Here is a 12299-nt window from a genome sequence, read left to right on the forward strand (position 1 = left end):
TCTGGCAGGTTACGGTTCTGCCGGGTGTCCGCTGGAGAACACCTGCGGAGTCAAGGCGAGCGACGTCATGGTGTCCTTTTCCCTGAACGGTGACGCGGACTGGAGCTTTGGGCTGGGACGGGCCCAGTTCGTCACCGGCGAGCTGTGATGTCCTTCTCAGCCGCCTGCAAAGAATGACCTGATCCACCCTCTGGAGATCAATGTGAAAACAACGGCCGCAGAAAATAAAACGCTTCTTCTGGAAGCCTTCGACACTCTTTTCAACCAGCGGGACTATGCCGCAGCATCCCGATACTGGTCCGAGACTTACATTCAGCACAGTGCCCACATCGCACCTGGACGGGACGGCCTCTTCGATCTGATCCGCACGCTTCCCGATACCTTGCGATATGAGAACCAGCTTGTCGTGGCGGAAGGCGATTTCGTCATCGCACATGGACGATTCTCCGGCAACGGACGTCCCGCCGCATGGATTGCCGCCGACATCGTGCGCTTCGAAAACGGCAAGCTCGCGGAGCACTGGGATGTGCTCCAGGACGAAGCGACTGCCGCGCAGTCAGCTAGCGGTCTCGCTATGTTCGGTGACACGTTTCCGTCGTAAGCGGGCCGCGCGAACTAGAGTAGTTAAAGATGTCTGCGGCTGGCATGACGGCGACCAGGCACAGCCCGACATAGCGCAGCAATACGCTCAAATTGCATTGCTGGCCGTGGCCTCTTCCGGGTGCGCGATGTCATCGATGTCATCAGCGGGCGATAGAGTTCCTTGCTGATGATGGCGCTGGATGAGCAACCCTATCGATTCGGCGAACTTCGCCGGTTGGTGCCCGACATTTCGCAGCGAATGCTCACGCAGACACTTCATGAGCTGCAGCGCGACGGCTACGTGCATCGCGAGGTCTTTCCGACGAAGCCACCTGGCGTTGAATACAGCTTGACCGAGCTAGGTCGTTCGATGTTCAAGGCGCTGAACGTCTTGATTCAATGGGCCGACGAGAATCACGCTTCGGTCACAGCGGCTCGCCTGGTGTTTGATAGCGTCAAGGAATCTGCGTGAGAAACGTGGTGCCTCGTCCTCACTGGGCCGCCCGTCACGACGACGCAGAGCCTCGATGCGCAAGTGAGTCAGCCGCGTCATATGTCGACCACGTTTCGTTTCAGCGTGGCTCTAGCGAAGCGACAACATTTGCGAAGACATGTATTGCAACATCTTGTTGGCACCAATGGACAGTTTGCGGCCCGTGCGGGTAATCAGGTGCGCTTCCGCATTTTCCAGAATCGGATGCGCTATTGGGATGGCAAACAGTTCGCCTTCTTCCAGCTCGCTGCTGACAACAAAAGTCGGCAAAAACGTTACGCCCAATTGGAGCCTCACGAACTGCCTCAGTATGTAGAAAGAATTCGTGGTCAGAATCGGATCGAGTTTGACTTTCTCGGTTTGCTCGACAAGCTGAAGTATCTGCCGCAGACCGAACGTCGGATGATTGAGCGCCAGCGGATAAGGCAGAAAGTCGGCAAACCTGAATGGGCCTTTTTTTCCAAGCAAAGGAAAATCCGGTCCCACGATTGCATGGATCGCCTGCTTGCTGACCGTGCGCGAAACGATCTTGGCATCGGGCGGCGGATTCAGAATCAGACCGATTTCCGCCTCGTCTTCAATCACCCTGCGCATGACCTCGTTGGTGCCGCCTACATCGAGAATGACTGAAATATCGCGGTAGTCGGAGCCAAACTGCGTTAGCGGTCCTGCCATCAGGTCGGACACGAATCCCTCGCCCAATGCCACGCGAACGGTTCCCCTGCGCAGTCCGCGGAGTTCCTCCAGCAGCGACAGCAGGTCGTCCCGATGAGAGCGCTGCTCGCGAAAGTATTCGAGCATGAGCGTTCCTGCCTCGGTCGGTTTTACGCCTCGGGTATGACGCTCGATCAACGGAAGTCCAACCTCTTCTTCCAGCAATGCAACTTGCCGGCTGATCGCTGAGGGGGCGAGATTCAGCGCGTCGGCTGCGGCTCGCATCGTGCCATGACGAACGCACTCGAACAGGTAGGGAATGCGTCCTTCGTTGAACTTGTCGTGCATGGCTTGACTCTCCGTGTTCTAACTATTAGAACAGATTCGCTGAATCGATGATATTGATTGTCCATTTTTGAGCCCGCACTATCGACCGCACTTTTTACTGATGTGATCCTTGTGCGCAAAAACAGGAGACTCGATGGACAGCTATCAAACGGTGAGCCGCAGCGACGGAAGACACTTTGCAAGGCTATATTTGCTGGCGGCCATGATCGTCGTCATTGCCGAGTTGATCGGTTCGTTTGCCTTCAACGTCGGCCCAGGCAAAGTCGTATTGCTGCCGATGATCTGGGCACTGCTGGTCGGCGCCGCGCTGGGCCTCGCACAGAACCGCGTGCCCGGCTTCCTGAGCGTCGACACCGGCATGCAATTCGACGCAGCAAGAATCCTTCAGCCCGCGCTGCTTTTGTTCATAGCCAAACTCGGTCTGATGGTCGGCTCGTCGCTGCCCGCGCTCGCTGCGGCAGGCTGGGCGCTGGCATTCCAGGAGTTTGGCCATTTTGTCGGCACGATCCTGATCGGCTTGCCTCTGGCGTTGCTGTTGGGCATCAAACGCGAGGCTATCGGCGCAACGTTTTCTGTCGGCCGTGAACCGAGCCTCGCCATCATCGGCGAACGGTATGGCATGGATTCCCCCGAAGGACGCGGCGTGCTGGCGGAGTACCTGACCGGCACGGTGTTCGGCGCTGTATTCATCGCGATTCTCGCGGGCTTCGTGGCCAGCCTGCACATCTTCAACCCGCTCGCGCTGGCGATGGGATCGGGTGTCGGTTCAGGCAGCATGATGGCTGCCGCCGCCGGCGCAGTCGCGGCGCAACAGACGCCCGCCATCGCGAAGCAGGTGATGACATTTGCCGCCGCCAGCAATCTCATTACGACCACGATCGGCACTTACTTCACGCTATTCATTTCGCTGCCGATGGCGGTGTGGGGCTATCGCGTGCTCGAACCGATCCTCGGGAGAAAAGCCGGCACGTCGGTGCCGCGCGAAGAAAGGAAAGTGGAGCGTGTCGCCGAGCAGCACGCTGAGTTAGGCACGAGCGAAATCGTCTGCGCATGGGTATTGTCCGGCGGTCTGGCGCTAATCGCCGATTGGGTCGCTCGCGGCAGTAATCCGCTCGACTCGATCCCTGGGCTCGCGATCATGCTGGTCGCCGTCGTGGTCGGTGTGCTGTTGAATCAGGTCACGGGGAGGAAAATCCCTGCAGTCTGCCTGGTGTCGCTGATCGCCATGGCATTGACGTCTCCACTATGCCCTTTCGCGCAGCAAATCGCGCTACTGACTGGAAAGGTCAATTTCCTCGCGTTTCTCACTCCCATGCTGACATTCTCGGGCCTCTCTATCGCCAAGGATATCCCCGCCTTTCGCCGCCTTGGATGGAGAATCGTCGTTGTCTCATTTGCCGCGAATGCCGGAACATTTCTCGGTGCAACAGCCGTTGCTCAGCTTCTCAACCACTAGCCTTTCTGCTTGCACCTCATTCAGCACTGCACAACCCGCATTACGACTTCAACGACACCGCCCTTGAAATTGGCGCTCGATACGGGATCGAGCTAATTCGCAACGTGATGGGCATTGAACAGAGCTGAGGCGAAACTAAATAAAAGACCGCTGTCCGTGAGGGCAGCGGTCTTAACTTGCGACAGAAGTCAATGCGGGATTCGAAGTCCAGATCCCTGGACCTCGTGAAGCTTACTCGCTACGACACACACTAAGCGCTCAAATGCGCCCGCCTGTCATCCTGAAACGGTTATTGGCCGACAGGCGACATTACACTCGGGGTTGCCAGCGTGTTGTGACTGCCGGGAATATTGGTGAGTGGCGTCGCGCTGTTGCTCGTGCTATTCGGCAGACCCGCGTTCTGCGCTCCCGCGCTTATACCGCTCTCCGAACTGGTGGCGCCAGGTGTGCCGTAGCCGCTCGTCACAGCGGCCGGCGACACGGTGCTCGGGGTCGCCAGCGTGTTATTGCTCTGTGCATAAGCGCCAGCCGACAGCGTGATTGCGGCGACGGCCGCGATTAATGTGCTGGTTGCCTTGATCATGACCCGCTCCTCCTTGATTGGACTGAAATTGCCGCATAAACGCTCCATTCGTATTTCTGCGTGGAGGTCGTTATGCGCTTGTCTCGTGGCGATCAAACTCGCGCGGCCACTCACAATGGCACACGTCGAGCAAACGAAAGATTGCCGCCCAGCAAGTTTAGGAAAACGGTCGCAGATAATTAAGCGCTTTGTACGCAAGGGTGAATTTCGGTTTCTGAAATCTCCGCTGCCATCTGACCGGCTGTCATGCAATGACGGAGGAAGGCCTCGACCCTTGCGAGCATGTCGGCAATCGTTTGCTGGAATTCGGTGTCGTGAGGCGCGACCTCGAGTGCCGAGTTGGCCAGAAGGCAGCCTTTGCGTTCGTTGACGAGGCTCACAAAGAGATCGCGCCCGGTTGACCCGTATCGCCTGCAGGTCAGGAAACCGTCGTTCCTACTGCTCGCGAATCTCGCCCGGCCCTTTTCCGGTCCATCGCTTAAGGGCTCGGCGAAAGTTGGCCATATCGCTGAATCCGACTAGCATCGCTACATCTTCCGTACTCATCTTCGTCGTCCTCAAGTACTCGGTCGCCAGAGAGCAACGCACATCGTCGACGATGGCGACAAACGAAGTCCCCTCGGTTTCCAGTCGACGCCGCAGTGTTCTGCTTGTCATCTTCAACGTCGCGGCGACGCTTTCCATATCCGGAAAATCGCCCGGCTTTCGCATCAGCGCCTGATACACCTCTCCCGATGCGCCGAACGATGTCTTGGCTTGCCCAATCAGACGGTCGCACGTCTCCTGTAAAAGCGCGGCCGAATGTCTGTGCGCCAGATGCGGCTGCATTTCAAGAATTGCGCTGTCATAGATGAGCTCGCACTGTTCAGCGCCGAAATCGCACGGGCAGCCGAGATATTCCGGGTAGATGTCTGCGTAGTCCGGTGCCGGATAAGAAAAGCGAGCTCGAACCGGTGGGCAACTCCTCCCAGCGACGTCCTGCAAATGGGTGACGTGCTGCGTGTATTGCTGCTCGAGCAAAAACTGCTGCACGTCATGCTCCAGACTCGAATCGAAGGCGTCCGGGAAAGTCCATACTGCCGTATCCGGATACTCCGTCCACTCAATCGTCAGAGTGGGTGTTGCAAGGCCATGATATTTGACACCGAGTCGGAAATAGTCACGCAATGAAAGACAGGACATCAGCGCATAGCCATACATGCCGTAGGCCGCCAGATGAAGACGCGAGCCCGTTTTGAATGGCGTCCTGGGATCAGCCGACAATTTCACGGCATTTCTGCAGACTGCGGCGTACTGACGGACCGACGTGAGCACTGACGCGTCGTAAATCTGATCGGGAGCTACTCCGCTCCCCTTCAAACTATCTTGTGGCGCAATCCCCTGCTCGGCGAGCACTTCAACCAGTGCGGCAATTTTGTATGGCGCGTGTATGCGCTCGTTAAGCAATGGAAATTTCGCGGCCATCGTGTCTCCGAAGGATGTCCTGCGCGGACACTCAACTGTCCGGCAAAGACCTTACCAAACCCATCGTATCTTATTAATATGGGTGCAACAAGAGTCGAGGGCGCAGCGGTCAGGCAACTCGTCAAGATGACGGAGACACAGCATCACTACCCTCTTCACGATCAGTTGGCGTTCGCTCAGTTTTCCCCGCGGAGATTGTGTCGGCACGCTCACTCGACTCTTCGCGCCTGCGAGTGACCCGGTCACGGACTTCGAATGCCGAACCGTTGCGAGCTCCTTGCACGCCCCATCACCTAACCGAATCCACATACCTGCAATCGCGCCATGAGCCGTGTGCGCACTCCGACAGAGAGCTTATCAATGGACAATCGCAACCATAAAGTCATCATCACTTGCGCCGTGACAGGATCGGCGCACGTTCCCTCGATGTCGGAATACCTGCCCCTGACACCCGACGATATCAAGTCGCAAGCGCTCGAAGCCGCCGAGGCCGGCGCAGCGATCCTGCATCTGCATGCGCGCAACCCGGAGGATGGACGGCCTACGCCGTCGCCCGATGTTTTCCGGAAATTCGTGCCCGCGATTGCAGCCGAGACCGACGCCGTAATCAACATCTCGACGGGTGGCAGCACGCGCATGACGCTGGACGAACGTCTGGCCTACGCCCGCGTCGCCCGGCCCGAGATGTGTTCGCTCAACCTCGGCTCGATGAACTTTTCCCTGCATCCCGTCGCTGCGCGGATGAACTCCTGGAGGTTCGACTGGGAGAAGGAATATATCGAAGACATGGAAGACATGATTTTCCGCAACACTTTCCGCGACATCAAGAACATCCTGACCGAGTTCCGCGATTACGGTACGCGATTTGAATTCGAGTGCTACGACGTTGGCCATCTTTACAACCTTGCCTATTTCGTCGACATCGGCCTTGTCAAACCACCGTTCTTCATCCAGTCCGTGCTGGGGATTCTTGGCGGGATCGGTCCCGATCCGGAAAACCTTTCGATCATGCGCTCGACGGCAGACCGACTCTTTGGCCGCGACAACTACCAGTTCTCCGTTCTTGGAGCAGGCCGCCATCAAATGTCGCTTGTGACGATGGGTGCGATTATGGGCGGCAATGTTCGGGTCGGGCTGGAAGACAGTGTCTATCTGTCGAAGGGCGTGAAGGCCAGATCGAACGCCGAACAGGTCCGAAAGATTCGCCGGATCCTCGAAGAACTCTCCTTCGAGATTGCCACGCCGGCGGACGCTCGCAAGGCTCTCGGTCTCAAAGGCCGGGACAACGTTTCGCTATAGGGCGACGACGCCGCACAACGCGGACGCCCGCCCATCTGCCCCCGCCCTGCAACCGTGCCGCGACACCACGTACGACGCACGTCACAAGAACAACACGCAGGGTTACTTCTGGAGACATCATGACTGACGCAACTGCTGGACATGGCCTGGAGGACACTCATCGCATTGCGACCCGCAAAGCGATGGTGAGGCTTCTTCCCTTGATGTGCCTGATCTACTTCATGTCCTTCATCGACCGGACGAACGTTGCACTGGCAAAGACCGCTCTTGCGACGGACCTGGGTATCAGTGCGGCGGCCTATGGTCTTGGCGCCGGCATTTTCTTCATCGGATACGCGCTTCTGGAAGTGCCCAGCAATCTGGCGGCACACCGGGTCGGACCGCGTCGCTGGATTGCGCGCATTGCGGTAACGTGGGGCATTCTCTCTACGGCGATGATGTTCGTGCGCGGCGAATGGTCCTTCTACATCCTCCGGGTGCTTCTGGGCATCGCCGAGGCAGGACTCTTTCCGGCCCTGATGTATATGGTGACCCTCTGGTTCGCACCCAAGGACCGGGCGGTCGCGGTCGGCTGGATTTATACGGCTCCGTCAGTTGCGTTGATTATCGGAAGTCCGATGGGTGCGGCACTGATGCAACTCGGCGGAACGGCAGGTCTGCACGGCTGGCAATGGATGTTTCTGATTGAAGGGCTGCCTACGATTCTCGTCGGCGCAGTTCTTTACTTCAAACTTCCGGACCGGCCATCCGACGTCCACTGGTTGTCAGCGGAAGAAGCGCAGGCGCTCGAAGACAATGCTGTGATAGACGTGCACGGGCAGGTCGAACTCTTTTCGTCGAACTGGATGGCGGCAATCAGGCGTCCGACCACAGTCCTCATCGCTCTCATCTACTTCATGAATCAGGTTGCGTTTGTCGGCCTCTACTTCTTCACGCCTTCGATCGTCGCGCAGATGCATGTTAAGTCGCCGTTTATGGTCGGACTTCTATCCAGTAGCGTGGGGATTGGCTTTCTGATTGGCGTACTTTCGCTGCCACGCATTCATCGTCGCATGAGCAATGATTGCACCTTCCTCGGAGTCTTGACCGCCGGCGTCGTTGCAAGCGCCTGCGCATTTATCTCGACCAAAGACCAGACGGCGCAAATCGTCCTGCTGGGAATTACCGGCTTCTTCGCTGGCGGCGTGCTGCCCTCTTACTGGGCCGTCGCGATGAAACGGTTGCAAGGCATTCAGGCTGCTGCCGGTCTCGCGTTCATCAACACCGTCGGGCTTCTGGGTGGATTCGTCGGCCCCTATCTCTTTGGCCTGGCCGAGACGGCGACGGGACGAAGCGATGCGGGTTTCAATATTATTGTTGCGGCGTCCGTAATCGGGCTGATTCTGGTGCCGCTTCTTGCAAGAGCCATCAGCGCCGAAGCGCGTCCCAACGCATCCAGTAGTGCCGCCGCTCAAAAAGCGTGAGCGCGCAGAATCGCAAGGTCGGGGTTCAGCCCAGATTCATTTGTCTATCAGGATTCAACAATGAGATTAAGCGGCAAAGTTGCCATCATCACGGGCGCCGGTCAAGGCATCGGCGCAGCGACCGCATTGAAGTTCGCCAGGGAAGGCGCTGTCGTCGCCGTGTGCGACCTGAACGCCGAAGCAGTTTCATCCGTAGTTGAAGCGTGCCGCAAAGCCGGGGCGATTAGCGTTGGCTTTATCGCAAACGTGATCGATCGCGAGTCCGTCGTGGAAATGGTTCGCAAAGTCCTCGGCCAATTTCAGCGCGTCGACGTTCTTGTGAACAACGCAGGCATCACGCGCGATGCACGTTTGCAGAAGATGACGCTCACCCAGTTCGATGACGTTATCGACGTCAATTTGCGAGGCGTCTTTCACGTAGCACAGGCCGTGGTGGATTCTATGGTCGAACAGGGGTCCGGCGTGATTCTCAACGCGAGTTCGGTCGTGGGAATCTACGGAAACTACGGGCAGACGAACTATGCGGCCGCAAAATTCGGCGTGATTGGATTCACAAAAACATGGAGTCGGGAACTGGGGCCCAAAGGAATTCGCGTCAATGCGGTTGCGCCAGGCTTTATCGATACCCCGATCCTTTCGACGGTGCCTGATGAAGTGCTTGAGAAAATGCGCGATCAGGTCCCACTGCGCCGGCTCGGTAAGCCAGAGGAAGTCGCCAACCTCTACGCGTTCCTCGCCAGCGATGAGGCAAGCTACATCAACGGCGCCGTGATCGAAGTCTCGGGCGGCATGACGCTATAACGCCCTTCAGCGTCGACGTGTCGACGATCCAGTAGCATTGCACAGAACCTGCAACGCCCCGAAGTGCACTACCGATGATTTACTGATAATCGCTACTCTTCCCTGGCCCAACACTATCGATGCGATCATGAATACTTTCGAACTTCTGAAACCTCGTACGGGTCTGCGCGTTTTCATCTCCGGCGCTGCTGCAGGCATTGGCGCAGCCATTGCCGATGCGTTCCTCGAGGTGGGCGCAAGCGTCTATATATGCGACGTAGACCAGTCCGCCCTCGATAAAGCAAAGGAACGAAGCCCACGACTCCATGTAGGTATGGCGGATGTCGGCAATCGGACCGCGGTCGATAGAGTCATCGACGACGCCGAAGCGAAATTAGGCGGTCTCGACGTTCTCATCAACAACGCCGGCATTGCCGGACCGACCGGCGAAGTCGAGCAAATTGAACCAGACGATTGGGATCGCACCGTTTCGACAAATCTCAACAGCCAGTATTACTTTCTTCGGAAGGCGGTGCCGCTGTTGAAAAAAAGCTCTGACAGCCCCTGCATTATCGCGATGTCGTCGGTCGCGGGTCGTCTTGGCTACGCGTTTCGCACGCCCTACGCGTCGACAAAATGGGCGATTGTCGGGATGATGAAGTCGCTAGCCATCGAGCTTGGTCCGAGCAATATCCGTGTCAATGCAATCTTGCCTGGCGTGGTTGAGGGGGAGCGTATGGATCGGGTAATCGCAGCGCGCGCCCAATCGACCGGGGTCACTTTCGAAGCGATGAAAGAAGAATATCTGAGGAAAATTTCGCTGCGGCGCATGGTAACCGTCGACGATATCGCCGCGATGGCGCTCTTCCTTTGCTCACCAGCGGGCCAGAACATCACCGGCCAAGCTATCAGCGTCGACGGCAATGTTGAATACCTCTAGTCTCGATCCCGGCGGCGTCAGGTTGTGCGCAGTCAGGTGAGCTATGTTGGCGTGCTGCAACCGCGAACCAACCGCCTGTGATCCGCGAGCGCCCCGCTCCTTCCGAACGAGGTGCGAAGATCCTCGACAGCATTAGAACGCGGGGCCAACTACCGACATCGAATAACGCCCCATGTTCACTCCAGCGATCTGACGAGACTGCCCGCCATTTCGTCTGACAGTATTCACGGATGCCTGTTTTTGTTCGTTGGAATCAAAAGACTGATACGTCGTTTTTTCCTGAACCAGTTGCGTCCTCACATCTCCATTCAGGGCCGGCGGTGTCGATTGGGCGAACGAAGACACAGCGGGTACTAACAACGACGCAGCGACGATGATCTGAACGAGTTTCATCACGGTTCCTTTAGGGGACGGTCCGCATGGACCAGCTTGCGGATCAGATGAATCCAGTATAGATCGGCGATTGCTCGATATTGGTACGTGCAGAGGAATACATTGTTGCCAGCATACAATCAGGCGCAGGCTATTAAGCCAGGTCCTGGATGCGTTGAAGGCGCACTTTTGTACGACCATACCGACTGGAGATATTAATGCCGACCTACACCGTATCTGCCGCCATGGGACGATTCACCGACGAGCTTAAGCACAGGATTGCCGGTGGCATCACGCGGGCGCATAGTCAAGCAACAGGTGCGCACGGATTTTTTGCGCAGGTCATCTTTTACGAAATCCCTACAGGCAACCATTTCATAGGAGGCAATCCGCTGAAGGCTGAGCAGGTTTTCGTGAATGGTCAGATTCGCGCCGGTCGTACACTCGAGCAAAAAGGACGACTTCTCAACTCGATTGTCCAGGTGATCGCCGACGCTACAGAGTTGGAACGTAGATACATCTGGGCCTACATTTCAGAGTTGCCTCCATCGCAGATGGTCGAATACGGGCAAGTCTTACCCGAGCCCGGCGAGGAGGAAAACTGGCTTCAGACGATGTCGGAAGCCGATCGTGAATATTTGCTGGGGATGGGCTAAAGGCTCTCGAAGCCCGCGCGATGCGCTGTCGATGATACGAACTACGAGCGCCCGAATCTCCCGCAGTTTGCATCGACACCGTCATAGAACACCGAAGGCCAACTCGGGAAACCGTGCATCCAGATAGCAAGAATCGGGCGTATCGATCGCGGCCAGGTTTCATCATGGCATCACTGACCCAAGGAGAAGTGAACCCATGACCGCAACGAACGCCAGGCATAAATGGCTGCCGGCGTACGCGGGGTACCGCTGCTTGAACGCAGCGGTCCTGCTCAAGCAGAATTGCAACTCCACTTCACCTTGTGTTATTTACCCACAAACACATCACGATACGCACCGTGGATTGCCAATAGCGGCAGCGCAGTCAACAACGGTGTCAGGACGAGAGCCCGTACTGTGAAGTGCACCATCGGCATGAACAATGTGGCAACGGTCATCACGAAGAAACAGCCCAGCGTGAGCGGCCAGTTGCGCAGTGTCCCGCTGAGACTGGCGATCATTGCATCGAGCGGCGCCATGTCGTGCAATATCACGAGCGCAGGGGCAAAGCACGCGGCGGCGATGGCGACAGCATAGATCGATGCGCCTGACAAGGCTTCGAGCGTGCCGCGCAGGCCCGGGGCGCCACCGTAGCTGATCGACAGGTTATGGACGCCGTTGGCCATAGTCGACGCCGTCAGCGAGACATTGAACGTCGCGAGCATCATCACGTAGCCGATTGCGACGATCGCCGCAGCGTAGAGTCCGATCACGCAAAGGGCGTTGCTGCGGCGGCCGATTGCCGTGCAGACGTCGCGAAGCGACGCGGGCTCGTTCCGGCTTGCCCCTTCCTGCACGACCATCAGCGCGCCGACCACGAGCGGCGCCAGAAGCATCGCGAGCGGCCGCAGCAAAGGCAGGAGGCCGAGCAGCGTCGTCATGTCGGCGCAGAGAAACACGATGCTGAGCCATACCACCGGCTGCAAGCTGGCGGCACGCCAGCCCGCCGTGACCCACGAGAAAAAACGCAACGGATTTACTTTGTCGCCAGATGGGAACCGCAATGCCGGTACGCCATGGATGCGGGTCTGCGTTGAAACTGTGCTCGGGTAATCGATGTTCATGACGATTTCCTCTGATCAAGCGAAATTAGTAGTGTTGATCCAGTAGTAAGTTATCCAAAATTTTAACGATTTTTTGATCCGGTTAGTCGTCGTTCTCAACTTTATG

At 57.3% G+C, this 12299-nt stretch carries 14 protein-coding genes; 8 read left to right on the top strand and 6 right to left on the bottom strand.

All coding sequences use genetic code 11. From position 1 onward, the window contains the following. Window positions 1-202: 202 nt before the first annotated feature. Both FQ705_RS04750 and FQ705_RS04755 read left to right on the top strand, forming a co-directional pair. Complete coding sequence (locus FQ705_RS04750; protein WP_144138262.1) at window positions 203-601, top strand: nuclear transport factor 2 family protein; 399 nt, start codon at window positions 203-205, stop codon at window positions 599-601. A gap of 168 nt (window positions 602-769) precedes the next feature. Beyond that, window positions 770-1054 (top strand): winged helix-turn-helix transcriptional regulator, encoded by a 285-nt coding sequence (locus tag FQ705_RS04755; protein ID WP_144138263.1) that lies wholly within the window; start codon window positions 770-772, stop codon window positions 1052-1054. Window positions 1055-1165: 111 nt separating this feature from the next. Here the strand turns inward: FQ705_RS04755 and FQ705_RS04760 are convergent, their stop codons facing one another. After that, complete coding sequence (locus tag FQ705_RS04760; protein WP_144138264.1) at window positions 1166-2077, bottom strand: LysR family transcriptional regulator; 912 nt, start codon at window positions 2075-2077, stop codon at window positions 1166-1168. 133 nt (window positions 2078-2210) lie between these two features. Between FQ705_RS04760 and FQ705_RS04765 the strand changes: the two genes are divergently transcribed. Continuing rightward, window positions 2211-3533: a DUF3100 domain-containing protein gene (locus FQ705_RS04765; protein WP_144138265.1), complete on the top strand. Its 1323-nt coding sequence runs from the start codon at window positions 2211-2213 to the stop codon at window positions 3531-3533. 289 nt (window positions 3534-3822) lie between these two features. On the opposite strand, the gene FQ705_RS04770 is transcribed toward FQ705_RS04765, so the two are convergent. The 3 genes from FQ705_RS04770 to FQ705_RS04775 form a co-directional block, all read right to left on the bottom strand. Then, on the bottom strand, window positions 3823-4116 hold the full coding sequence (locus tag FQ705_RS04770; RefSeq protein WP_144138266.1) for a hypothetical protein: 294 nt from the start codon (window positions 4114-4116) through the stop codon (window positions 3823-3825). Window positions 4117-4295: 179 nt separating this feature from the next. Further along, window positions 4296-4496: a TetR family transcriptional regulator C-terminal domain-containing protein gene (locus FQ705_RS33970; RefSeq protein WP_186307791.1), complete on the bottom strand. Its 201-nt coding sequence runs from the start codon at window positions 4494-4496 to the stop codon at window positions 4296-4298. Between the two features lie 55 nt (window positions 4497-4551). Next, window positions 4552-5580, bottom strand: a complete 1029-nt coding sequence (locus tag FQ705_RS04775; protein WP_144138267.1) for an AraC family transcriptional regulator — start codon at window positions 5578-5580, stop codon at window positions 4552-4554. A gap of 360 nt (window positions 5581-5940) precedes the next feature. Between FQ705_RS04775 and FQ705_RS04780 the strand changes: the two genes are divergently transcribed. From FQ705_RS04780 to FQ705_RS04795, 4 genes are all read left to right on the top strand, one after another. Continuing rightward, window positions 5941-6879, top strand: a complete 939-nt coding sequence (locus tag FQ705_RS04780; protein WP_144138268.1) for a 3-keto-5-aminohexanoate cleavage protein — start codon at window positions 5941-5943, stop codon at window positions 6877-6879. Between the two features lie 119 nt (window positions 6880-6998). Continuing rightward, the gene (locus tag FQ705_RS04785) at window positions 6999-8342 is read left to right on the top strand and encodes an MFS transporter (RefSeq protein WP_144138269.1); all 1344 of its coding nucleotides are present in this window, start codon (window positions 6999-7001) and stop codon (window positions 8340-8342) included. Window positions 8343-8402: 60 nt separating this feature from the next. Next, window positions 8403-9143 (top strand): beta-ketoacyl-ACP reductase, encoded by a 741-nt coding sequence (locus tag FQ705_RS04790; protein ID WP_144138270.1) that lies wholly within the window; start codon window positions 8403-8405, stop codon window positions 9141-9143. A 127-nt stretch (window positions 9144-9270) separates the two neighbouring features. Then, the gene (locus tag FQ705_RS04795) at window positions 9271-10062 is read left to right on the top strand and encodes an SDR family oxidoreductase (RefSeq protein ID WP_144138271.1); all 792 of its coding nucleotides are present in this window, start codon (window positions 9271-9273) and stop codon (window positions 10060-10062) included. Window positions 10063-10194: 132 nt separating this feature from the next. Here the strand turns inward: FQ705_RS04795 and FQ705_RS04800 are convergent, their stop codons facing one another. After that, window positions 10195-10455 carry a hypothetical protein gene (locus tag FQ705_RS04800; RefSeq protein WP_144138272.1) on the bottom strand — a complete coding sequence of 87 codons (261 nt, stop codon included), beginning with the start codon at window positions 10453-10455 and terminating at the stop codon, window positions 10195-10197. 197 nt (window positions 10456-10652) lie between these two features. Between FQ705_RS04800 and FQ705_RS04805 the strand changes: the two genes are divergently transcribed. Beyond that, window positions 10653-11090, top strand: a complete 438-nt coding sequence (locus FQ705_RS04805; protein ID WP_144138273.1) for a tautomerase family protein — start codon at window positions 10653-10655, stop codon at window positions 11088-11090. Window positions 11091-11395: 305 nt separating this feature from the next. Here the strand turns inward: FQ705_RS04805 and FQ705_RS04810 are convergent, their stop codons facing one another. Next, a complete protein-coding gene (locus FQ705_RS04810; protein WP_144138274.1) occupies window positions 11396-12193 on the bottom strand; it encodes a BPSS1780 family membrane protein in 798 nt (265 codons plus the stop codon). Window positions 12194-12299 lie beyond the last annotated feature (106 nt).

The organism is Paraburkholderia sp. BCC1884 (genome assembly GCF_900996225.1).
Classification (GTDB): Bacteria; Pseudomonadota; Gammaproteobacteria; order Burkholderiales; family Burkholderiaceae; genus Paraburkholderia.

Bases quoted from the DNA above. Each gene is read 5' to 3' on its own strand.
- FQ705_RS04755 (WP_144138263.1), top strand. From the start codon at position 770: ATGATGGCGCTGGATGAGCAACCCTATCGATTCGGCGAACTTCGCCGG.
- FQ705_RS04760 (WP_144138264.1), bottom strand. From the start codon at position 2,077: ATGCACGACAAGTTCAACGAAGGACGCATTCCCTACCTGTTCGAGTGC.
- FQ705_RS04765 (WP_144138265.1), top strand. From the start codon at position 2,211: ATGGACAGCTATCAAACGGTGAGCCGCAGCGACGGAAGACACTTTGCA.
- FQ705_RS04770 (WP_144138266.1), bottom strand. From the start codon at position 4,116: ATGATCAAGGCAACCAGCACATTAATCGCGGCCGTCGCCGCAATCACG.
- FQ705_RS04775 (WP_144138267.1), bottom strand. From the start codon at position 5,580: ATGGCCGCGAAATTTCCATTGCTTAACGAGCGCATACACGCGCCATAC.
- FQ705_RS04780 (WP_144138268.1), top strand. From the start codon at position 5,941: ATGGACAATCGCAACCATAAAGTCATCATCACTTGCGCCGTGACAGGA.
- FQ705_RS04785 (WP_144138269.1), top strand. From the start codon at position 6,999: ATGACTGACGCAACTGCTGGACATGGCCTGGAGGACACTCATCGCATT.
- FQ705_RS04790 (WP_144138270.1), top strand. From the start codon at position 8,403: ATGAGATTAAGCGGCAAAGTTGCCATCATCACGGGCGCCGGTCAAGGC.
- FQ705_RS04795 (WP_144138271.1), top strand. From the start codon at position 9,271: ATGAATACTTTCGAACTTCTGAAACCTCGTACGGGTCTGCGCGTTTTC.
- FQ705_RS04800 (WP_144138272.1), bottom strand. From the start codon at position 10,455: ATGAAACTCGTTCAGATCATCGTCGCTGCGTCGTTGTTAGTACCCGCT.
- FQ705_RS04805 (WP_144138273.1), top strand. From the start codon at position 10,653: ATGCCGACCTACACCGTATCTGCCGCCATGGGACGATTCACCGACGAG.
- FQ705_RS04810 (WP_144138274.1), bottom strand. From the start codon at position 12,193: ATGAACATCGATTACCCGAGCACAGTTTCAACGCAGACCCGCATCCAT.